Origin of the sequence: Agathobaculum hominis (assembly GCF_014288055.1) — a bacterium.
Classification (GTDB): domain Bacteria; phylum Bacillota; class Clostridia; order Oscillospirales; family Butyricicoccaceae; genus Agathobaculum; species Agathobaculum hominis.
Window position 1 is genome coordinate 69,891 of sequence record NZ_JACOPK010000004.1, and the last position, 23,171, is coordinate 93,061.

The 23,171-nt window shown below is 51.1% G+C and carries 19 protein-coding genes and 1 tRNA gene; 10 read left to right on the top strand and 10 right to left on the bottom strand.

Annotated elements, in window-relative coordinates:
* Nucleotides 1-114 precede the first annotated feature (114 nt).
* Nucleotides 115-4,059: an S-layer homology domain-containing protein gene (locus H8S02_RS05290; protein WP_186969637.1), complete on the top strand. Its 3,945-nt coding sequence runs from the start codon at nt 115-117 to the stop codon at nt 4,057-4,059.
* 122 nt (nt 4,060-4,181) lie between these two features.
* On the opposite strand, the gene H8S02_RS12685 is transcribed toward H8S02_RS05290, so the two are convergent.
* From H8S02_RS12685 to H8S02_RS05320, 6 genes are all read right to left on the bottom strand, one after another.
* The gene (locus tag H8S02_RS12685) at nt 4,182-4,745 is read right to left on the bottom strand and encodes an NAD(P)-dependent oxidoreductase (RefSeq protein ID WP_186969638.1); all 564 of its coding nucleotides are present in this window, start codon (nt 4,743-4,745) and stop codon (nt 4,182-4,184) included.
* A gap of 1 nt (nt 4,746) precedes the next feature.
* Nucleotides 4,747-6,030 (bottom strand): aspartate aminotransferase family protein, encoded by a 1,284-nt coding sequence (locus H8S02_RS05300; protein ID WP_186969639.1) that lies wholly within the window; start codon nt 6,028-6,030, stop codon nt 4,747-4,749.
* 13 nt (nt 6,031-6,043) lie between these two features.
* The gene (locus H8S02_RS05305; protein WP_243166421.1) at nt 6,044-7,687 is read right to left on the bottom strand and encodes a M20/M25/M40 family metallo-hydrolase; all 1,644 of its coding nucleotides are present in this window, start codon (nt 7,685-7,687) and stop codon (nt 6,044-6,046) included.
* 90 nt (nt 7,688-7,777) lie between these two features.
* On the bottom strand, nt 7,778-8,686 hold the full coding sequence (locus tag H8S02_RS05310; RefSeq protein WP_186969640.1) for a transporter substrate-binding domain-containing protein: 909 nt from the start codon (nt 8,684-8,686) through the stop codon (nt 7,778-7,780).
* Between the two features lie 80 nt (nt 8,687-8,766).
* Complete coding sequence (locus tag H8S02_RS05315) at nt 8,767-9,471, bottom strand: amino acid ABC transporter permease (protein WP_243166422.1); 705 nt, start codon at nt 9,469-9,471, stop codon at nt 8,767-8,769.
* A gap of 70 nt (nt 9,472-9,541) precedes the next feature.
* Nucleotides 9,542-10,267 (bottom strand): amino acid ABC transporter ATP-binding protein, encoded by a 726-nt coding sequence (locus tag H8S02_RS05320; RefSeq protein ID WP_243166431.1) that lies wholly within the window; start codon nt 10,265-10,267, stop codon nt 9,542-9,544.
* 482 nt (nt 10,268-10,749) lie between these two features.
* Here H8S02_RS05320 and H8S02_RS05325 point away from each other — a divergent pair, with 482 nt between their 5' ends.
* From H8S02_RS05325 to H8S02_RS05365, 9 genes are all read left to right on the top strand, one after another.
* The gene (locus tag H8S02_RS05325; RefSeq protein WP_186969642.1) at nt 10,750-11,529 is read left to right on the top strand and encodes an AEC family transporter; all 780 of its coding nucleotides are present in this window, start codon (nt 10,750-10,752) and stop codon (nt 11,527-11,529) included.
* A 63-nt stretch (nt 11,530-11,592) separates the two neighbouring features.
* On the top strand, nt 11,593-12,246 hold the full coding sequence (locus H8S02_RS05330; RefSeq protein ID WP_279287269.1) for a GntR family transcriptional regulator: 654 nt from the start codon (nt 11,593-11,595) through the stop codon (nt 12,244-12,246).
* 144 nt (nt 12,247-12,390) lie between these two features.
* Nucleotides 12,391-12,588: a DUF1858 domain-containing protein gene (locus H8S02_RS05335; RefSeq protein WP_118684642.1), complete on the top strand. Its 198-nt coding sequence runs from the start codon at nt 12,391-12,393 to the stop codon at nt 12,586-12,588.
* 52 nt (nt 12,589-12,640) lie between these two features.
* Nucleotides 12,641-13,330, top strand: a complete 690-nt coding sequence (locus tag H8S02_RS05340) for a tRNA (adenine(22)-N(1))-methyltransferase (RefSeq protein ID WP_186969644.1) — start codon at nt 12,641-12,643, stop codon at nt 13,328-13,330.
* On the top strand, nt 13,327-14,103 hold the full coding sequence (locus tag H8S02_RS05345; protein WP_186969645.1) for a Nif3-like dinuclear metal center hexameric protein: 777 nt from the start codon (nt 13,327-13,329) through the stop codon (nt 14,101-14,103). Before H8S02_RS05340 ends, H8S02_RS05345 begins: the two co-directional genes overlap by 4 nt.
* 11 nt (nt 14,104-14,114) lie before the next feature.
* Nucleotides 14,115-15,890, top strand: a complete 1,776-nt coding sequence (locus tag H8S02_RS05350; RefSeq protein WP_186969646.1) for an Rqc2 family fibronectin-binding protein — start codon at nt 14,115-14,117, stop codon at nt 15,888-15,890.
* Nucleotides 15,891-16,127: 237 nt separating this feature from the next.
* Nucleotides 16,128-16,212, top strand: a tRNA-Tyr gene (locus H8S02_RS05355).
* Between the two features lie 230 nt (nt 16,213-16,442).
* Entirely contained in the window at nt 16,443-16,757 is a 315-nt protein-coding gene (locus H8S02_RS05360) for a hypothetical protein (RefSeq protein ID WP_186969647.1), read from the top strand.
* A 190-nt stretch (nt 16,758-16,947) separates the two neighbouring features.
* The gene (locus H8S02_RS05365) at nt 16,948-17,910 is read left to right on the top strand and encodes a hypothetical protein (RefSeq protein ID WP_186969648.1); all 963 of its coding nucleotides are present in this window, start codon (nt 16,948-16,950) and stop codon (nt 17,908-17,910) included.
* Nucleotides 17,911-18,070: 160 nt separating this feature from the next.
* Here H8S02_RS05365 and H8S02_RS05370 read toward each other — a convergent pair whose 3' ends face one another.
* From H8S02_RS05370 to ileS, 4 genes are all read right to left on the bottom strand, one after another.
* Complete coding sequence (locus H8S02_RS05370) at nt 18,071-18,883, bottom strand: HAD family hydrolase (RefSeq protein WP_186969649.1); 813 nt, start codon at nt 18,881-18,883, stop codon at nt 18,071-18,073.
* Entirely contained in the window at nt 18,880-19,800 is a 921-nt protein-coding gene (locus tag H8S02_RS05375; protein WP_118722335.1) for an RluA family pseudouridine synthase, read from the bottom strand. The genes H8S02_RS05370 and H8S02_RS05375 overlap by 4 nt, the downstream gene beginning before the upstream one ends.
* Nucleotides 19,793-20,284 (bottom strand): signal peptidase II, encoded by a 492-nt coding sequence (gene lspA / locus H8S02_RS05380; protein ID WP_118722336.1) that lies wholly within the window; start codon nt 20,282-20,284, stop codon nt 19,793-19,795. The genes H8S02_RS05375 and lspA overlap by 8 nt, the downstream gene beginning before the upstream one ends.
* 73 nt (nt 20,285-20,357) lie before the next feature.
* Nucleotides 20,358-23,147, bottom strand: a complete 2,790-nt coding sequence (ileS, locus tag H8S02_RS05385; protein WP_186969650.1) for an isoleucine--tRNA ligase — start codon at nt 23,145-23,147, stop codon at nt 20,358-20,360.
* Nucleotides 23,148-23,171 lie beyond the last annotated feature (24 nt).

Below are 23,171 nucleotides of genomic sequence, written 5' to 3' on the forward strand. Positions count from 1 at the left end.
TTCTCTTGTCTTTCGTTAAGTTAGGATATATTATCAGGATATAGTCATATTTCTATTCGTTTCCTGCACAAATGGTTCTAAAATCATAAATATAAGAAAGAGGAGGCCTTCCTTATGAGAAAACTCCGGCATTTTATTGCACTCGTCTTGACCGCGTCTTTACTATGTCCTGTTCTCATTCCGATAAAGGTCTCCGCTTATCATGATACACAGGGGCACTGGGCCTCGAACGCGATTGAACGCTGGACGAAATACGGCGTTGTACAGGGCGATGGAACCTCTTTTCGTCCGGATGCATGGATTTCCAGTGGAGAAATTGCAGCCATTCTTTCCAGAGCCCTGGATTTTAATACATTCAGCACAGAAAACGATGCATTCTGGTACGATCCGTACATCAGGAAATGTCTATCCGAGCGCATTTCAATTCCTCAAGATCGAACTTGTATTTCACGGCAGGATGCAATGATTGCGCTGTCGCAGGCTCTGAGTGTTACTGAATCCGATCGGTCGGCGCTTTCTTTATATTCAGATGCCGATCGAGTAAGCGATGACGCTGTTGCATATGTTGCCGGACTGATCTCCGCTGGTATCGTGAACGGAATTACCCCCACTCTTATTGCGCCGGAGAAATCCGTCACCCGTGCCGAACTGCTTACGATGCTCGACCGGGCCATTATCCAGGTCATCTCATCACCCGGAACTTATGAGCTTGCCGATCAAGACGGGATCATACTGATTTCGTCCGGAGATGTGATCGTATCAGGCAAAACGCAGGCAGCGATCCTCGTTACAAGCGGCGCAGACGGCGGAGTGATTACTTTTCAAGATGCGTCCGTCACCGGACGCTTTACCGTGCGTGCTAATAACGCCCTGATTGTTAACGATAACTCCGAGCTTCCGGAAATTGGATTTTTCGGATGGGGCAGCCAGTTGGAAGTGCTGCCGGTTGAAATCCCGCCCGTCCTGCCTGCTGTTTCCGGGAAATCAAAATACGAACCCGTATATAAGGCATTGAATGTCTCAGAGACGCGAGACATAGACGGCGGTGTTTACAGCTATGTTACGATCGAAAGCGGCCTCGGCGACGGAGAGGTCACGCTCAGAAATATTACCATCAATGATGATCTTCTTATTCAGGGAGGCGGATCAAATTCGATCCATCTCGTAAACTGTACAGTGAAGGGCAAGGTGCGGATGGAGAAAAGCGGCGGCGAGCCGCCCCGCCTCTGCTTATCCAACACGCCGATTTCCATGATTACAACCGCAAATCCTGCTATTATCGAAGCCGCAGATGCTGATTCCGTAATACAGAAGGTACAATCGCGCAGCGATCTCACGATACAGGGGGCAGCAACCGTGATCGGAAGTCTGACGATTGCCGACACAGATCAGGAAGCCTCCCTTCATCTCAGCGCCGGCCATGTCAAGCAGCTGCAAACGCATTCGTCAGTGCAGATCATCAACGAAAATACGGTAATAGACAGCCTTTATGCCGGCGGCAGATTGACGCTCGAAAAGGGTGATTTTCCGAGCGTCTGTGTACCCGCAGGGACTCAGGCAGAGGTGATTCTGGACGAAGGCCGGATCGGTCGTATTGAAATAAACGGAAATGCGAAGCTGCACGGAGAGTATGACACAGTTACTGCACGCGGCAGCCTTTATTTGCAGGAGGGGAGCGTCAAGAAGCTCTATACGCCTGCTGGCAGCGGAAATGCTGTCGCAGTAACGGTTGCACCGAATACATGGATCTCCGAAGCAGAAATCAATCGGCTGACTGCATTCGATGTGAGCGGCTCGGTTGCACATGTTTCGGCATATTCTGATGTAACCTTAATGCGTGGCCGACTGCCGAAGGTGGAAATTTTCTCTAAAACATCTGATGATATTCACCTGACGATTGTCGACGATACAGAAATCGAGCAGACAGTTCTCAATACTTCCAATAAAATCATTCTTCATGGGGAGGGGAACACGGTCTTTGTTGCGGCAGATCAGACAGTTCTCCCCCGGATTGAGCAGAAAGACGTTTTGCCCGCAAAGCATATCCATATTTACTCCAATCAAATAACGACACAGCCCGCAACCTGTACGCAGGCCGGTGCGCTGAGCGTAAAGTGCATCCAATGCGGTTACGTTTTATTAAGTGAAATCGCAGCTACGGGTCATCGCTGGGATAACGGCTGTATCATTGATCCTCCAGCAGTTAAGCATGAAGGCGTAAAGCAGTTTACCTGTCTGAACTGCGCGCAGACCCGAACGGAATCGATTCCGGAGCTTTCTCCCGATGAAAGCGAGGAGAAACCCGTTTTTTCGATCAGCAACATTCATTTTTCAAACGAAAACGGCGCTTTGTTTCTCGCCTGGGATGCAGCCTATGGCGGCTCCGGCTCTGCCGGCGCTTATTTCTCCGTGGAGATGAAACAGGAAGACGGAAGCTGGAAAACGATCAACTCCTTGCTGTACTCCCGCCGATGTTCACTTCTCTGGACCAGCGCGGATCGCGCACATTATACCGCTGCTCGAATTAAAATGTACGTTAATCGTCAGCTGATCACCGAAGCAGAACAGGAGATTTCGTTTGATATCAATACAGCTCCGATGAATGATATCGGCGTTTGCTTCAGGCAATATCAAGGTACCGTCCGAGCAACCGTTCGGAATGCGGTGAGCGGACGAACCTGTCGTCTGGATATCATGACCAATCCAATAGAACAGCACACCTTTGTACCCGATGCTGATGGCAACGCCTATGTCGACCTGAACTGCGATCTCGATGCACTCAGGGAGGCGCAGTATCAGCTGTTGAGCTTTGTTTCGTCTGCAAGCACGAACAGAGCTGCTCTGACCATTGAGAGAACGGCATGGAGCAACTGTACGGATGCTTTTCCAGAAAATCATGAGTTTTCGTATGTTGTTGATGAAAACCATATGCTGATACTTCAGACCGATATCGATAATATCGATGAATGTGTTCTGATGCTCAACAGCGCAGAAGCCGCAGACGATCTCAGAATCGAACTGAAAGACGGCTTAGCCTTGACGGAACGGCTGCTCTCTCAGCCAAATGCGTATTACACATCCGCTGCGCTGCTGCGACCAGCAGACGATAAGGAAACTGTTCTTGCGCACAGCAATCAGATTTTGAATGTGTCCAGTTCTTTGCCGCCAATCGAGATAACAGGTGCGGAACACTTGGAATCCGGAAGGCTGTCTATCCACATCAGCAGTAATCCTGATGCAGAATCCTGTTACTTTTTGCTCACGAATGATCAATATCTGCCTCTCGAGGCCGAACAGGATCAGCTGACGTGCAGGACTGACCTCGACCTTGACGGTCAGAGAATTGAAGTAATCCGTACACAGGTTTTGAAATCTGGTGATATGTTCACGCTCTACTGTTCGGCGCGCGATGATGGATTTAACTTCCCGGAAAAGGAGACAGAACCAGACATCAAGGATCCGGAAAAAGAACCGGGCAAGGATAACCCTCGTCCGACAGATGAATCCGCCGATATTTTCATCGAGCAGATTCAAAGAGGCGGCGAAGTCCGTTTGACCGCTCCGGTTACAATAACAGACAATAGCAATAATATCGAACTCGAAAAGGATGTAACCCTTGATTTGAACGGACAGACACTCGATTTGTCAGCAATCTCCCTGTGTGTCCCGGAGGGCGTTTCGTTGACGGTAAAGGACAGCGAGGGGAGCGGCGAAATTCAAAGCTCCGTCTCTATTATTTATAATCAAGGCGGCACCATACGCATCGAAGGCGGTGCTCTGTCCATATCTGACAGTGCTAGCAGCAGTTGCGCATTGTACCAGCAAAGCGGAGAGATGACCATAACCGGCGGCACATTTACCGGCACTGCTGAGTCAGCTGCACTTGCCGCAATGGGCGGAACGATCTGTATCGAAGACGGTATATTTGAAGGTCCCGTCGCAATACGCGCTTTTTCAAAGGCAAAGATCACCATGACCGGCGGAGAACTTCGCGGATCGGTTGTTCAGAAAGGATCTTCCGAGATTATCATCGGTGAAAATGTGCGCCAGACTGCATAGCTGCGAAAAAATACAAGCCACGGGTATTCACCTGTGGCTTGTATTTTTCGCACTGTCATATGCTGACGCCGTTGATAATTTTGAAAGCATGTGCACGATTTCCGGTCAGGCAATCGGTAAGATTATGGCAGCTCATGCGCTGTAATGCCTCGATCGACCGCAAGCACGCGCATCCCGAATCCCCGCGCTCTCCGGGCAACTGCGCGGCCGATTTTACCGAATCCGAACAATCCAAGCGTACTGCCATTTAACCCCATCGGTTTGGAGGCCATATAATACTTCCAGCAGTGCTCACTGTCAACGGTACGGATGTAGGGTTTAAGCCTGCGGTCCAGCGCAAGCATGAGCGCCATAGTATGGTCAGCGACCTCCTGTGTGCAGTATTCTCCGATTGCGCATACCGGGATGTCGCGTCGGCGGGTCTCCTCCAGATCGACGAAGTTATAGCCGGTTGCGTTAATGGAAATCGCCTTGAGGGCGGGCATGTGATCGAGCGCTGTCTTGTCCAGAGGAATAAATGCAGTGAGCAGGCCATCCGCATCCTGCATTTCACGGTAAAATGCCTCAGGATCGGTATAGGGATGTGTAACAATGGCTGCATCCGGAATAACCTCGCGCAGAAAGGTGTATTCCTTTTCCAGTTCCCGACCCAATACATCCGGATAATCTGCGATAACGATTTTCATTTTATGCCTCGTCTGCAATCTGATCAAATACCTTGCCGAGAACCGAAAGGGCCGTGTCGATTTCCTCCTTCGAAACAGTCAGCGGCGCAATGAAGCGAACAACGTTTTTGTCGCAGCCGCAGGAGAGAAGATACAGGTCATGTTCAAGCGCAAGCGAGACAATTCGTGCAGTCATTTCGCGGTTCGGAGAGCCGTCCGGATAAACCATTTCCATGCCGATCATCAGGCCAAGACCGCGCACATCACCGATCACAGGGTACTTTGCCTGCAGCTTTTTCAGTTCGCCGATGAAATACTCGCCCATGCGGCGGCCATTTTCGATCGCGCCGCCCTCGAGCACGTCAATCGTAGCAAGCGCAGCGGCACAGGAAACCGGGTTTGCGCCAAACGTGCCGCCGTGCGCGCCGGCAGTCCATTTGTCCATGATCTCCGCCTTTCCGACGACCGCCGACAGCGGCAGACCATTAGCAATGCCCTTGGCGCAGGACATAATATCCGGCTTGACGCCGTGCGTCTGCCATGCGAACATATTGCCGGTACGCCCGAATCCGGTCTGGACCTCGTCAAAAATCAACATGATGCCGTATTTGTCACAGATTTCACGCACGTACTGTACCCATTCGCGCGGCGGTACAACGTAGCCGCCCTCGCCCTGTACCGGCTCCATCAAAATCGCCGCAACCGAATACGGGTCGACCAGACGCTTGAAAATATCATCAAACTGAGTGAAGTACTGCTTCGGGCATTTGCCGTCTTCCATCTTGTACGGAGTGCCGAACAGCTTGGGGTATTCGGCAAAATAAATGGAGGGGACAAGACCTTCGTAATGCTTGCGGTACGCAGAATTGGAGGCTGTGAGAGAGGTGCACATCATCGTGCGCCCATGGAAGGAACCCTTGAATGCAATGATTGCCGGACGCTCGGTTGCATACTTGGCCAGCTTGACCGCGCCCTCGACGGCTTCTGCACCGGAGTTGGAGAAGTAAACCTTGTAGCCGCCGCCCATCAGACCGACAATGCGCTCCGCAAGAGCAGTCTCCTTCTCATAGTGGAACAGATTGTGGCAGCAGTGCACCATCTTATCAAGCTGCTCGTGCGCCGCCTTGACAACAGTCGGATAATTATGGCCGAGGTTGTTTACTGCGATGCCGCTGCCAAAATCCAGAATTTTGCGGCCGTCATCCGTATACAGGTAGCTGCCGGAGGCATGATCGATACCGAACGGCATCTTGTGCAGCGCAAAGGGCGGCATAACAGCAGCAGAACGTTCATATAGATCAGACATGATAATTTCCTCCTCAATCAAAGTAGTAATGTATGGTTTTCACAATAAAATCCGGAAGTTTGCCAAAGGAATACGGCATATAAATACGCTCGGTCCACTTATGGCAGTCCTTGCCCCACACGCCGTAGTTTACAGCAGGAATATTGAGCGCCTTCGCCGTTTCGAGCGGCACCGGGTAGAGCTTTTCGTAGCCTGGGAAGCAGTTCTTCAGCATGGCGACCGAGTCATCATCATCGTCAATCTTCAGATAGCTCGAGTCGGTAAGGCTCGGGAAAAACTGCTGAAGTTTCATAACCTCGCCGCTCTCCGCAGAGAATGCAGATGCGATTTTTTCCAGATCGCTGATTACCCGGGCCTCGTCGGCATTTTCCTTCTTCAGCGTGTTATGCGGGCAGAACGGCGTTGCAAAGAACACAACGACTGTCGGCGTTTTAATTCCGCACAGATCAGAAAGTGCCTGTACGATACGAAGCGAGGTGATGCGCATATCGTCGCCGGCAGAAATGGAAGCATCGGTAACGCTGTCGATATAAGCATCCAGATCACCGTCACAGGTTTCCTTTGCGCGCAGGTACAGTTCACGATAGTCAATGACCTGCGTTTTCTCGATCAGAGAGGAGTAGCGATTGCCGGAGATTTCACAGTAGGTGCGGTAACGTTCATCCGCCGCCTGCATCACGTTGTTCAGTGCGGTACGCGCTGTATCCTTGAGCTGAGCCATAATCTCGGTCAGCTGACGATTGTGAACAAAGTAGTTAAAATAAACAGCAGCTGTGTGCGGTGTCTGTACATTATATCGCGGCTTGAGATCCTGCATTTTAAGCACGGTAGGCGGCAGAGTATATTCTCCGTTATAGCCGTCGCAGAAATCCGGATTGCGATCGATGATGCGTGTCAGTTCAGCAGCGGTCAGGTCAGGGGAGAAGCCCTCAAAGCACTGAGCGACATGTGTCTCGCGCCCAATAATGTAAAACATCGGGAGTAGCTTGCCGACTGCGCCGGTATAGACATAACGAGTTGTATCGCCTGCGTACATCGGGCAGATGAAGTCATTATTGATCGCCAGCCTGAATGTCAGATTGTGCTGTTCCTGCAATTTACGCAGCAGGGGAAGTTCCTCGATGATGCCTCGGTGCAGCGTCTCTTCGACCGGATTAAACGACAGCAGCAGATTGCCGTGTAATTTCTCCGCCTGTTCCGCGAGATGCTTCGCCAGCACGAGAAATACAGCATCGCCGCCCTTCATGTCACAGGCACCGCGTCCAAACAGATAATCGCCGCTCTCCAGATCACGCCGCGCATCCTCGGGCAGCTCCGCATCACGAAACACCTCTGCAAGCTTGTCACAATCGAACGCATACGGCTTGTACCTGCCGAAATCATCCACATCCACTGTGTCAATGTGACCGTGCAGCATGATCGTGTCCCGCTCAGTCCCGTCGCCGCCCTTGAGCAGCGCCATAACGTTGCGGCGGTGCATCGGGTCCTCCTTCAAATCCTGTGTGATAACCAGCTCTGGATGTGCCTTGAAATAAGGAATGTCGCGCAGATATGCTTCAATCGCATCTGCAATATCTCGTTCACCGGATGTCGCATTCATGCTGGGAATGGATACCAGCTTTTTGGTCAGCGTTTTGATCTCATCAAACAGATCCATTGATTTCATCATCCTTCCAATGTGTACGGTATACAATACTGCTTTGAAGAAAGGCTTCCCGCGAGGGGAAGCCCTCCTTCAAGCATGTCATCAGCCTGCATTCTGATCCGCTGCAATAGAGCTGTATTCATCAATCCACTGATCGATCAGGCCGGCATCCTGGCACTCCTTGATGGTTTCGTTGATGAGCTCAAGGAAGTCCTCGTTGCCCTTCGGGACTGCAATAGCGGTATCCTTGTAGCGAACGTCCTCAGGAAACTCCGCGTCACACAGAACCAGATCCGGATTTGCGATAAGGTACGGCTGTGCAACAGTAGACTCGATAACAACGCCGTCTGCCTTATTGGTGGTCAGCTCGAGAACGGCGAGCGGGATTTTTTCCATCGAAGTTACGCTGACACCCGGCATGGACCCTTGCGCAATCTTTTCCTGCGTAGTGTTCTTCTGTACGGCAATGGTCTTGCCGTTGAAGGAGTCAATGTCCTTATAGCTGTCGGCATCCGCCTTGCGAACCATGATGCGCTGCTCGGCCTTCAGATAAACATCGGAGAAGTCCATATTCTGCTTGCGTTCCTCAGTGGGGGACATGCCTGCGAGCATAATATCAACCTGATCGGCAGCAACCGCTGCAAGGTTTGCGGTAAAGGTGGTATCCTCGACCTTCTTCTTCACCTCGACACCGAGCTTGTCGCTTAGCTTCTCGATGATCTTGTCGCCGAGCGCCATATCAACGCCGATTACATCCTGATTTGCGCTCGAAATATCAACGAACTCATACGGCATATAGCCGGAAGCCGTCGCAATTACCATTTCGCCGGACTCCTTGATATGGGTCAGTACCGGGCCAAGATCGGAAGCATCAGCCGATGCAGAGGCTGCCTGCGTATCTGCGGAAGTATCGGCTGCGGCGCTATCCTTGCTGCCGCAGGCCGTCAGGACAGAGGCCATGCTTGCAGCAGCCAGCAGCAGGGAAAGCGTGCGTTTTACGGTGGTTTTCATATGAGTGTCCTCCTTTTGAATGTGAAACGGCTGAGAGTACGTTTCTATCATTAAATATAATGATAACAAATTGAATTGATTTACCGATCCGCTTTTTTGAAGTGTTTTTCCATTGCATGTACGCCGCGTCCAACGGTAAACGTCATCACAAAGTACAGGAATGCAATTACAATAAGCGGAGTGAATACACGGCCGGTCGAACTGATGGTATTAAAGGTAAACATCAGCTCTGCAACACCAATGACCATGGCCTGCGAGGATGCTTTGATAAGGTTTGCAAATTCGTTGCCGAAGTTCGGGAGAATGTTCTTTACTGCCTGCGGCACAACGATCATCATCATCGAACGAACCGGGCTGAAACCAATCGAGCGCGCGGCCTCCATCTGTCCGGGATCGACCGACTCAATGCCGGAACGGATGATCTCGCAGATATAACCGCCGGAATTGATCGTCAGTGCAATAATGCCGTACATAACACGATTGCCTGCGCTGCCGAGAAAGGCCGGAACCGGAGGCTCAATGCCGATCATCGGCAGGCCGTAATACACGAGCATGATCTGTACCAGAACCGGCGTACCTCGCACAAATTCGATCCATATATTTGCGATCCAGCGAAGCGGTGCGATCCTGCTCATGCGAAGGAAGCACAGGCCGCCGCCAACCAGAATACTCAGCACGCCTGCAATCGCCGAGAGAATCAGCGTATTGCGCAGACCGCCGATAAACAATGCGGAGTATCTCGACAGGAAACCGGTCATATCCGCAAGCCAAGCGTTAAAATCCATATTTATTTCCCCTCCTCACAGCGCCTGTTTTTTTGAGTACCGGACACTGTATACAACAGAAACTGCGAAATTACTTTAATACCTTGCCAAGAAAATTCACCAGGCGCTCGCTCTGCGGATGCTCGAACAGCATTTCCGGCGTTCCGGATTCCTGAATAACACCGTCTGCCATGAATACGACCTTGCTCGCGACCTCGCGTGCAAAGCCCATCTCATGCGTAACGATAATCATCGTCATGCCATCCTTTGCAAGATCCTTCATGACCTCAAGCACCTCGCCGACCATTTCAGGATCGAGCGCCGAAGTCGGCTCGTCGAAAAGAATGACATCCGGCTCCATTGCAAGCGTGCGTGCAATCGCGATGCGCTGCTTCTGACCGCCGGAAAGCTGACTGGGGTAGGCATCGCGTTTATCGGACAGGCCCACCTGCTTGAGGAGTTTTTCCGCAAGTGCATTCGCCTCAGCGGTCGGCATCTTGCGCAGTTTGCGCGGTCCGAGCGTGATGTTTTCGAGCACGGTCAGATGGGGAAACAGATTGAAATGCTGAAAGACCATGCCGATACGCTGCCGTACCTTATTGATGTCAACCGGACCGCGAGCAATGCTGTGACCTTCGAACTGAATATCGCCGCCCTGGATGGTTTCAAGCTGATTGATGCAGCGCAGGAGCGTGCTCTTGCCCGAGCCGGAAGGCCCGATCAGCACGGTAACCGAACCTTGCTTGATATAAAGATCGATGCCCTTTAAGACCTCAAGCGACTTAAAACGCTTGCGAAGATCAATCACCGCAATCAGCGGATCGATCTCAGCATTAAAAGCCCGTCCGGTGATGCCGTAACTCGATTCTCGCTTATTCGAAGAACGGTTTGCCGTTTTCATGTTTGTCCCTCCTCTGGAATGCCCGGTAAAAAGAAAACGACAAGAACGTTTTCCATCCGGACGTCCTTGTCGTTGTTTGATGGGCTTATTATAGCGCTCACTCCGTCATCTGTCAACAGGGCAAATGCAATTTCGGCTTTATTACCGTTCTGCTCGAAGGATACATGGCATCCTCTTGTGATATGTGAACAAAATCGGCGCGTAACGCTTAAAAAAGCATCGGAGAGGGCGAAAATATTTCAATAAATGGGGGAAAACATCATTCAAAAGAAAAGGTTGACAATTCCATGGCGTACGAGTTACGCTGTATACAGTATACTAATTCTTGTGAAAGAGGGAACTTATATGATGTATCGCACGGAGGCGGCAGGCTGTCTTATATCTGCCGAAAACTGCTGATGGAGGCCGCGGTATTAACGCTGCATCAGGTCATACTGATGATGCTCCTGATCGCTGTCGGAATAGCTTGTGCGCGTCTCAAATGGTTTTCAGATGAAGTTGCGCAGGCGCTCAGCAGATTTCTTTTGTGGTTCGTAACACCGGCGCTTCTGATCGATGCATTCAGCCGGGACTATAATGCGGCCGAAGCGCACAATCTTCTGCTGTCCGGTCTGCTCGGCATTGTATTCCATCTGCTGGCGGCAGGTATTGCGAAGCTCGCCATTCGCTGCGGCGACAAGGGGAAATGTGCCGTTGCGCGCATGAGTGCGATGTACTCGAACTGCGGCTTCATGGCGTTTCCGCTCATTTCTGCGGTGTTTGGAGAAATCGGCGTTTTTTACGGCAGTGCATTTGTCGGTATGTTCAATCTATCCCTCTGGACACAGGGGCGTGCTCTTCTGCTTGGTCGAAAGGGAATAACCATGCGGGGCGCACTGTGCAATGCCGGCGTTCTCGGCACGATCGCAGGCTGCGTGCTGTATTTCTGCCGCTTTCCGCTATGCTATTTCGCGGTCCTCTACATACTGCATGTCTCGCGATGGGGGAGCGCGGGTGGCTCCATTGGGACTGTTGTCATGCTCTGTGCATCCTGCCCGTCCGCTGCGAGCAGCGTGCTCATGACCGCATCTCTGGGTATGGACTCGGTCTACGGCTCACGTATTATTTTCATGACAAGCATTTTATCTGTTTTTACGATCCCAATGCTTGCGCTTCTAACCAGTTTAATCTTACTGTAATTGACAAAATGCTTGCAGAAATGTATACTGTGTGCATAGACAAACTACGGCAGGTGAAACAGCATGGCACTGAAAAACTTAAAAAAGGATCCATCTCTGACGGATAAGGCGTACAGCGCAATTAAAAGCGCGATTATGAGTAATGAATTAACTCCCGGCACCGTTCTGGCGGAGGAAAACCTCGCCTCACAGCTCGGCATCAGCCGCACACCGCTCCGTGCAGCGCTGCAGCGTCTGCAGCATGAGGAGATCGTGATGCAGAACGGAAAAAACATGGTCGTAGCCGAGGTAACGGAACGGGATGTACGCGATATCTCTGTCGTGCGCATACAGCTGGAGCCGCTTGCCATCCACCTGCTGGCGCAGAACGGCGGCATTACAGCCAAACACCTCGACCGCCTGTATCTTTGCGGCGAAAAGCAGCTGAATGCCTTGCGGAGCGGAGACAGTGAGGCTTTTCTCGATCAGGATGCGCTGTTTCACGTCTCTCTCGCACAGCTGACCGGAAACAGCTTTCTCACAGATCTGGTAATCAAAAGCAACGAAACCATCCGGCGCTTTCATACGCTTTCCGGTTCGCTGTCGTTCCATGCAGAGGAAGCTGTGCAGGAGCATACCGTCGTGCTCGATTATCTGCGCGACGGTCGCTTTGACCTCGCAGAGCAGGCGCTTCGTTCGCATCTTGAGCAGGTGCAGCAGCGCATGTTTGCGAAATAACGTAATTGATCAGGCAATTTGATTTTTTCAGTTGCAGTCTGCGCAAAAATGCGGTATACTGTAATCATTAGAAAACAATAAAAATGATAGGAATACGGTAAGCGCCGTACTTCCATATCTCTCAAACAACAGGAGGTTTATCTCATGGCTATTACGAAAAAGACCACGATCGGCGAGGTTCTCAACCTCAACATCGAGACCGCAAAGTTCTTCATGGAAATCGGCATGCACTGTCTGGGCTGCCCGGCATCTCAGGGCGAAAGCATTGAAGAGGCTTGCATGGTACACGGTACGAATGCAGACGAGCTGGTTGCCAAACTCAACGCCTTCATTGGTGAGTAAGAGGAAAGACACGAGTCGGCGGTGTATTCTGCCGGCTCTCTTTTTTTAGGTTATGGAAAGTATGATTTTAACACCGCGCCTTGCCTGTATTGCAGCACTCGTGCCGCAGGGCGCGCAGCTTGCCGATGTTGGAACTGATCACGGCAAGCTCCCGATCACCCTGCTGATAGAAGGGCGTATCGCGCATGCGATCGGTTCAGATCTGCGCGAAGGCCCTCTCGATCATGCGGCGCGAAACGCCGAGGAGCATGGCGTCATCCTGCCGCTGCGGCTCGCTGCCGGTCTGGATGGTATTTCTCCCGAAGAATGTGACACGGTAACGATCGCGGGCATGGGTGGTCAGACGATTGCTGAGATATTGCAGAATGCTCCATGGACGGCCGACGGAGATCACCTGCTGCTGCTTCAGCCAATGACCATGATATATGAGCTTCGCCAATGGCTGTGGGCGCATGGCTATGCAATCGAGCGGGAAACACTGTGCAGAGAGGATCGGCGGCATTATGTCATCCTGTCTGTACGCGGCGGCGCGAAAGAATGCCTGTATCCGCGTGAAAAATGCGCAGTTTCTCCCGCGCTGCTCGCCGCGCCGGATGCCGGAGCTTATCTGCGCCATCTGATCGAGCGGGAAACTCGCGCATTAAACGGAATGGAGCGGAGCGAAAACACAGATATCGCGAAGCTTCGCAGTCAGCAGGCGCTTGTCCGCGAGCTGACCGCTGCACTGGAGGGATTGAAATGATAACTGTATCTGATGTACTTGATTTTCTGGAGGGCTTTGCACCTCCGGAGCTTGCTGAAAGCTGGGATAATGTAGGTCTGCTGTGCGGCGACCGGAGATCCGAAGTCACGAGTGTGCTCTGCGCACTCGACGCAACCGAGACTGTCGTACAGGAGGCGATCGACCGCGGTGCACAGCTTGTCGTTGCGCATCATCCGGCGATCTTCACATCGGTCAGTCGTGTTACGAGCGATGACGCGACCGGCCGAATCCTGCGCCTCGCCATCCGCCATGATATTTCGATCATCTGCATGCATACGAACGCGGACTGCGCGTTCGGCGGCGTGAACGACGCCTTGGCCTCCGCACTTTTCCTGACAAATGTCGTGAACATGGAAGCAGGGGAGAACGGTATGCTCGGCCGAACAGGCGATCTGCCGCGTGAAATGCAGCCGCATGAATTTGCGCTCTACGTTAAGGAATGCCTGCGCGCCGGCGGTGTCCGCTTCTGTGACGCGGGAAAACCGATTCACCGCGTAGCAGTCGGCGGCGGCGCCTGCGGCAAGATGATGGACAGTGCGATCGCAAAGGGGGCCGACGCTTTTGTAATTGGTGACTGCTCGTATGATCTGATGCAGCGTGCACAGTCACTCGGTCTGACGCTCGTTGACGCCGGACACTTTCCGACGGAAAATCCGGTTGCGGCAGTGTTCGCCGACAAAATCAGCGAAGCCTTTCCTCAGCTGACTTCTGTCGTTTCCGAACGTCATGCTGACTGTATTCAATTTGTTTAAGGAAGATAAAAATGCCATTAGACGCAATCTGCCTCGGAGCAGTAACCAACGAACTCAATACCGTACTGACCGGCTGTCGTATAGAGAAAGTATATCAGCCCGATCGCGATGAAATCGTTATTCAGACACGCGGACAAGGCGGTGCGCGCCGTCTTTTAGTCTCTATTGCAGCCGGAACGCCGCGTGTGCACTTTATCGAGACCGCACGTGAAAATCCTGCCGTTCCGCCGATGTTCTGCATGTTGCTGCGCAAGCATGTGCAGGGAGCAAAAATCGCCGCAGTAACGCAGCCTGCGGTCGAACGAATGCTGAGCATCGAGCTCGATACAACAGATGAAATGGGTGTTGCCTGCAAAAAACATCTGATCTGTGAATTGATGGGCAAGCATTCCAACGTTGTTCTATGCGGCGAGGATAATCGTATTATCGACGCAATGCGCCGCGTGGACGGTGACCTGTCCGGAAAGCGACAGGTGCTGCCCGGCCTGTTTTACCGTATGCCGCCCGCACAGGACAAGCACGATCCATTTGCCGTTTCCGGTGTTGGACTTGCGGCCGCTGCCGCACAGGCGGATGGTGAGCAGACGCTCGACCGCTTTCTGCTGAATACGCTGCTCGGATTTTCTCCGCTGCTCTGCCGCGAGCTTGCCTTCCGTGCAACAGGCGATACTGCAAAACCGCTCGGCACGCTGAGTGACGAAGAGAGAAATCGCCTTGCAAAGGTATATGATGATTTTCTCGCCTATATTGAGGAAAAAAGATGGAAGCCGTTTCTTCTGACAAAAAGCGAGGACAGCGCTGTCTTTGATTTCACATTTCTGCCGGTCACACAGTATGAAGGCCTCATGAATGTGACGCAGTATGAGAGCTTTTCGTCTCTCCTCGCTGCATTTTTTGAGAAAAAGGGAAGGGTAGAGCGCATGACGCGCCGCTCGTCCGATCTTCACAAGGCGGTAGTCAATGCGCGCGACCGGCTCGCCCGTAAGCTTTCCGCACAGAAGAAAGAGCTAGCCGGCGCCCATGACCGTGAAAAATACAAACGTACGGGTGAACTGATTACAGCAAACCTTTATCAGCTCGAAAAAGGCATGAACAAGGCAAAGGTTATCGACTATTACAATAAAGACTGTCCGGAAGTAGAAATATCTCTTGATGTTCGGCTGACGCCTCAGCAGAACGCGCAGAAATATTTCAAACTCTATACCAAGTCCAAAACTGCGGAAGAGGTATTGACCGAACAGATCAGACAGGGAAGTATCGAGCTTGATTATCTTGAAAGCGTACTCGTTCAGCTGGGTGAGGCAGAAACCGAACGTGATCTGGCGCAGCTTCGCGAGGAACTGACGCTGTCCGGTGTTCTTTCTGCGAAACAAACACGAAATAAAAAAGGCCGGCAAAAGCCGGTACAGGCAAAGCCGTTCCATTATCGGACAACCGATGGTTTTGATATTTTCGCAGGTAAAAATAACCTTCAAAACGATCTTCTTACCCTTAAAATTGCGTTCAAGAGTGATATCTGGTTCCACACGCAAAAGATACACGGGTCTCATGTCATACTTGTAACAGACGGCAGGGAACCGACGGAGCAGGCTATGACGGAAGCAGCTATGATTGCAGCTTACCATTCCAAGGCTCGTTTGTCCTCTATGGTACCAGTCGATTATACGCAGGTTCGCCAGGTTAAAAAGCCGGCAGGTGCGAAACCAGGCATGGTAATTTATCATGTTTACCAAACTGCTTATGTAACGCCCGACGAAACCGTAATCGAGAAACTCAGAATTGAATAATATCAGCTGATACTGCCGTCCTGCCATCAGAAACAGATATGTGACCGGATTGGGGTTGTATTTGCGGCTGGCACGGCCTGTTCAGAGCCAGCCGCATCATTTATCAAGGATTGCTGTTACGCCATGTCTTGCGATTATACTTAATTAAAATTCTTATATATTTCTGTTGACATTTACTCAATACTATGGTATTATAATTAAGTCGCTGATACATGTTAGATGACAACAATAATATATGGAAGGTTTCCCGAGTGGCCAAAGGGAACAGACTGTAAATCTGTCGTCTATGACTTCGGTGGTTCGAATCCACCACCTTCCACCATAAAAGCACTTCGTTTGAAGTGCTTTTTTCTTTGCCGAAACAAACCCAATTCACCGCTTACACTAGATAAGAGCGTAACGAAACTGAAGTACCCCCCAAAAAAAGTTATACCGAAATTTAATGTAGAAATTGTTCAGGCTGTTAAAAGGGCTTGTTGTCTGTGAATTGCAGGCGGCAGGCCCTTTTGCTTTACTTTGATTCTTCGGTTATTGCAGCAGTCCGGATACTCAATGATGCTGGATAAGCAGATACGATCTCTGATTGAATATAATGTGAAGCATATCAAGATGAACAACGGCTTTTTCTTCTTCCTGCCTACGTCCTTTCTGGCCGTTGAAAAGTGGTATGGGCAGCGCATGAAGCTGGGCAGCCAGGTGATCTGGTACCACAAGCGCATAGCCGCCCTTTACGACTCGTACGCGCTGTTTGATACGATGACGGACAGCAGCGCCGGACAGGGGGAACCGCGAAGCGGTGGGACCCGTCCCGGCGTTGCGCCTCCGTCTTCGTGCGAGAACGCGCAAACGGCCGTAGACGGCGCGTAACGCTCACAAGGATGAAAGGCAAGAGCCGATACGGCGGATTGCCTACAAACCGCACAGCACGTTCTACGGCGGCGTAACGGCAGGCGTGCGGGCAGGGGATAGCGCCGGGCACGTTTGATATACGCGCTCTAATGACAGAAAGGGGAACGTTAAATGTTAACACTATGGGACATCTTGGAGCAGTTGTGCAATGGCGGCTTCCTGGTGGAGTCTTTCCGGCCGGATGCAGCTTCGTGCGTTGGCCTGTATCGTATATTTGAGGGTTAAATCTGCTGCTGTTGACAGAATTGTCCATGTCTGGAACGGCGGTTCTGATGCTCTCTGTTCGGTTCAGAAATTCTGGATTGGTCATAGTCCTTCGGTGTGTTCGCAGAACTACACATTGCAGGCGAGTACCGGCGATACGTTCTTTATGGGTGTTGGCGTTTATGGCAAGGCTCCTTCTGCTTACTGGGAAACTGTGAAGCTTGAATTTAATCCGGCGAAGGTAGGGAGGTGTCCCTGGTTTTCGGCTCTGTACAATGAGTTGATAGCTGCTGCAAAGTATGTGGACTTTAAGCGGTTCGATGTTGCGATTGATTTGCCTGTTGCTCGATCGCGGCTGCGGCTTGTGAAAGATCAGCGGAAATATGGATTGCTGGAATATAGTGCGGAAAATAAAACCGAGTATCTGGGCGTTCGATCATCCCACGGAAACTGTAAGCTGTACAACAAAGCGCTTGAACAGAAACGGTATTTGGATTTGACACGTTTGGAAATTACCGTTGACTACTCTATGAGTTCTTGGCCGGATTTTCAACGTATATTCCCGGATTGCTGGGAAATCGGTTCGGGCTTGCCGCCCGATGATTTGCAAGGTACTGATCTTGTTTTGTACTTAGCTTGTAATGAGCATCCTGAGTATGTAAAAATGTTGGGTCGAAAAATGCGTAAAAAAATTGAGCAGTTGCTTGCGACAACTGCCCAAAACGTTCAACCTGATGAACTATCTTACAAGGATATTTTAGCACAGATTTTGTACTATGGCAAGGATATAAAACCGGAAATGTGGGCAGATTTTCACGAAATTGATGCAGAAATTCCGGAAGAATGGACAAAAAAGAAAACGAAAATGTTCGATGAAATAAAATCCTGCGGACAGTTCCAGATTTAGCGTGAACTTGAACAAAATTGTTATTTTGCATACATTAGCGCCGCATATGGTCTATGCAGACGTTGGAGCGCAGCGAGGGCAGCGTACCGGCTGCGCCCGCCCGCGAAAACGTCTGCATAGGTAATTATACAAAATAAAAGTTTTGTATAATTAGGGGCAGCTATTCGCTAATATTCGTATCCAGCCACTCGATCGCGGCAGCAACGGCATGGGAATTATTATCTCGCACAACAACATCTGCAAGACTTTTTGTACTATTTGCTGCATTTTCTGGTACAAATGAAACACCGGCAACCTGAAGCATCGGATCGTCATTCGAACTGTCACCGATAGCTAATACATTTTTATGCTTAATCCCAAGCATATCAGCGATTTTCAAAAGAGATGATCCTTTGTTAACATTCGCAGCAGTAATCTCCCAAAAATTCGGTGTACTTGCCGCGATGCAGAACTCATTTTCATAACGCGACAGGAATTTTCGAACGTCAGCCATGATCAGCTCCGGGCCGGTCAAATTGATCTTACACCAGCCCGAAGTATCTGGCAGTTCGCAATCAGACACCATATCGTATTTGAGATTGAGAACGCGCATATGATGTTCGGTTTCTGCACTCATTCGGCGTACATGAATTTTTTCTCCTTCAAATATTTCGCAGCCCAATTGTGAAAATTTTGACAAAGCGGTATCCATCAGCTCCACCGTTTTGTGAGGCATTCCGGCACACCACATTATATTTTGGCTGGAATCCATAATCAGTGAGCCATTCAAATGAGTGTATGGTGCATTAAACGGCAACAGTGTGCGATATATATCTATCGCTCGTGGCGCGCGCCCTGTTGCGAGCGAAAAACTGCCTCCATTTTTGACAAAATACCATATTGCCTCTTGGTTTTTCGCAGATATCTGTTTTCTGCTGTCCAGCAGTGTCCCGTCCATATCGCAGCCGAGCAGCAGCCCATCAAATTTTTTCATTGCATTCTCTCCAGCTTTTGCAGAATTTCCACAAAGTAATCAGGCAGCGCTGCTGAAAACGTCATCCGCTCCCCTGTTTTCGGGTGTGTTAGCGTTAGCTCTGCGGCGTGCAGACATTGTCCCCCAATATCGGAAAACCTGTCTTTTTTCAATCCGTACACAGGATCACCGATAATCGGATGTCCGATCGAGGCCATATGCACGCGAATTTGATGTGTACGCCCGGTTTCAAGCTGAAATGCCATATGCGTATAGCCACGGTATCGTTTCAGCACAGTATAATGTGTGATTGCTTCTCTTCCGCCCTCAACAATGGCCATGCGCTTGCGATCGGTTTTATGTCGTGCGATCGGCTTGTCAACCGTTCCGCTGTCCTCGCGAGGGCTTCCAACTACGATCGCTTCATAGCCGCGATACGCAGTATGTGCCGCAATCTGTGCGGCAAGACTATGATGAGCGCTGTCGTTTTTGGCAACGACAAGCAGTCCGCTGGTGTCTTTGTCGATGCGATGAACAATGCCGGGACGATGCTCGCCGTTAATGCCGGAAAGGCTTTCACCGCAGTGAAACATAAGCGCATTCACAAGCGTGCCGGACCAGTTTCCGACTGCCGGATGCACGACCATGCCGCGCGGTTTATTCACCACAACGATGTCCTCATCCTCATAGACGATATCCAGCGGAATATCTTCGGCTGCAAGGTCAACCTCACGCAGCTCCGGCATAATGACAGTAAGAACCTCTCCGCCAGCGAGCTTGTAATTCTTTTTGACAGATTTTCCATCAGCATTTACCGCCTGCTCCGAGAGCAGATTTTGTACAGCAGAACGTGTCAGGCCGTCTATATGCTCGGACAGCCAGCTGTCAATACGCTTGCCTGCGTCCTCATGCGGTACGGTTAGCTTCATCTCATTCATTGTCGTTCACCGCTTCGTTTTTATCATTCGGCTTATCCTTATGTTGAAACATAAAATAAATAACAAACAATACGCCGCCGACGCAGATAAAGATATCCGCAACGTTAAACACGGGGAAATGAATAAGACGAAAATCAAACATGTCAACTACAAAGCCTCTTGCAACGCGGTCAACGGCATTGCCGACCGCGCCTGCTGCAATCAGAACAAGGGACCAGCTGCCCAGCGCTGTCTGCATCAGTTTTTTCGAAAGTGCGTAACAGATTGCAAGCGTAATAACCGCTGCGAGTGCAACAAAAATCCAACGTGAATCAAATTTCGCAAACATGCTGAACGCTGCTCCGCGGTTTTCGATATAGGTCAGATGAAAAACGTTCTCGATGAGCGGAATAGTATGCTGCGGCTGAAGCACAGTAAACGCCCAGTGCTTTACCACTTGATCAACCACGATCATGACAAGAATTGCCGCAATATATAAAGGCATGAAAAACTCTCCTATCAGCTAAAAAGGAGGGAACAGAAAGACCTGTTCCCCCCCTTCCCTTTTATTTATTGTTTCAGCCGACGACCTTAGCGCAGCGTGCGCACAGAGCCGGATGAGCAGCATCCGAACCGACGGACTTCGCCTGCTTCCAGCAGCGCAGGCACTTCTCGCCTGCTGCGCGGACGACAGAAATCGTCAGGCCCGGCAGTTCCTCACTTGCGAGGCCTTCGCCTTCGCCTGCAACAACATCCATTTCAGAAACGATGCACAGGTCAGCCAGATCCTGGCCGCAGCCGTTCATGAATGCAGCAGTATCAGCATCCGTATAAACGGTTACATGAGCCTCAAGCGGCTTGCCGATCGTCTTGGCGTTGCGAGCACCTTCCAGCGCCTTGTTCACATCATCGCGGAACGCGATCAGCTTATTCCACTTTTCCGTCTCCGCCTCATCAAATGCAAACGCATCATCAGCCTGCGGCATCTCATTATATGCAACGTTGCGTACATCGTCCTCTGTTGCATGCGGCATAGCCTGCCAGATCTCATCTGCGGTGAAGCAGAGGATCGGAGAGAGCATGCGAACCAGAGCGCTCAGGATACGATAGATCGTGGTCTGAGCAGCACGGCGGCTTGCACCTGCCGTCTCGTCGCAGTACAGACGGTCCTTGATAACGTCGAGATAGAAGTTCGACATATCAACGACGCAGAAGTTGTGAATTGCGTGGAAAACGGTGTGGAACTCGTAGCTGTCGTAACCCTCGCGTACCTTTGCGGTCAGTTCATTCAGCTTCATCAGCGCCCACTTGTCCAGATCGGTCAGGTCAGCATAAGCGACTGCATCGGTCTTGGGATCGAAATCAGCGAGGTTGCCCAGAATATAGCGGGCCGTGTTGCGGATCTTCAGATAGTTCTGAGAGAGATGCTTGAGCATATCCTTGGAGATACGCATATCCTGACGGTAGTCCGAAGAGGCGACCCACAGGCGCATAACATCAGCGCCGTACTGCTTGAGAATGTCCTCCGGGGCAATGCCGTTGCCGAGCGACTTGGACATCTTCTGGCGCTCCTCATCAACGATCATGCCATGCGTAATGACCGTCTTATACGGCGCCTTGCCCTGCGTTGCGATAGAGGTCAGCATAGAGGACTGGAACCAGCCGCGATACTGGTCATTGCCTTCCAGATATACGTCGACCGGAGTCTTTTGACCCTCGCGATTTTCAATGACAGCGCGCCAGGACGAACCGGAGTCGAACCATACGTCCATGGTATCGGTTTCCTTGTCGAAATCGGCGCAGCCGCACTCGCACTTGATGCCTTCCGGCAGGATCTCAGCAGCGGACATATCGAACCATGCGTTGGAACCCTTCTCGCGGAACAGGTCAGCAACTGCCTTGATGGTCTGCTCGTTAACAAGCGGCTTTCCGCACTTCTTGCAGGTAAAAATCGGAATCGGAACACCCCAGACACGCTGGCGGGAAATGCACCAGTCCGAACGTTCGCGGATCATGGAAGTCATTCGTTCCTGACCCCAGCCCGGGATCCATTTGATATCCTCGCAGGCATTGACAGCATCGTCCTTGAGAGCGTCAACCGAGCAGAACCACTGCTCCGTGGTACGGAAGATAATCGGGTTCTTGCAGCGCCAGCAGTGCGGATAGCTGTGAACGATATCCTCGGTTGCGAGGAGTGCGCCGCAGTCATTGAGATCCTTGAGAATAACCTCATTGGAGTCCTCTACGAACATGCCCTCATACTTGCCCGCTTCAGCCGTATGACGGCCCTTGCCGTCAACCGGAACAATGATCGGAATTTTATACTTCTGGCAAACGATAAAGTCATCGGCACCAAAGCCCGGAGCGGTATGAACACAGCCGGTACCGGCATCGAGCGTTACATGCTCACCGACGATAACGAGCGACTCGCGGTCATACAGCGGATGCTTTGTCTTGATCATTTCCAGATCAGAGCCAAGGCAGGTTGCGAGAACTTCCCACTCGGAGATGCCTGCGGTCTTCATGACGGACGCGACAAGCTCCTTCGCCATGACATAAATCTCGCCGGACGGAACCTTAACGAAATCATATTCAAAGAACGGATTAAGGGAAATTGCCAGGTTGCCCGGGATCGTCCATGTCGTGGTCGTCCAGATGACGAAGTAAACGTTGTCCTTGCTGCCAAGCAGCTTGGTGATCACGCCCTTGTCATCGGTTACTGCGAACTTGACGAAAATGGACTTGCACGGAATATCCTTATACTCGATCTCGGCCTCAGCCAGAGCAGTCTCATCATGCGGGCACCAGTAAACCGGCTTCTGACCCTTGTAGATGTAGCCCTTCTTTGCCATTTCGCCAAAGATCTCGATCTGAGCCGCCTCGTAATCGTGAGTCAGGGTCAGATACGGACGATCCCAGTCACCGATAACGCCCAGACGCTTGAACTGCTCGCGCTGCGTGTTAACGTGATCGTGTGCAAACTCTTCGCACTTGGAGCGGAACTCAGCAACGGAAACCTTGCTGCGGTCCATGCCGTATGCCTTGATTGCCTGACGTTCGATCGGCAGACCGTGCGTATCCCAGCCCGGAATATACGGCGCCTGATAACCCATCATATTACGCGAACGCAGAATAAAATCCTTGAGGATCTTATTGAGCGCGTGACCCATATGCAGGTTTCCGTTTGCATACGGAGGGCCGTCATGCAGAACGAAAAGCGGCTTGCCTTCGTTCTTCTTCATCAGTTCGTGATACAGATCTGCATGCTCCCAGTTTTCCAGGAAACCCGGCTCGCGCTTGGGAAGACCCGCACGCATCGGGAAATCTGTTTTTGGCAGATTGATTGTATTATTATAATCCTGCTGCATTGGCAGTATTCATTCCTTTCAGTT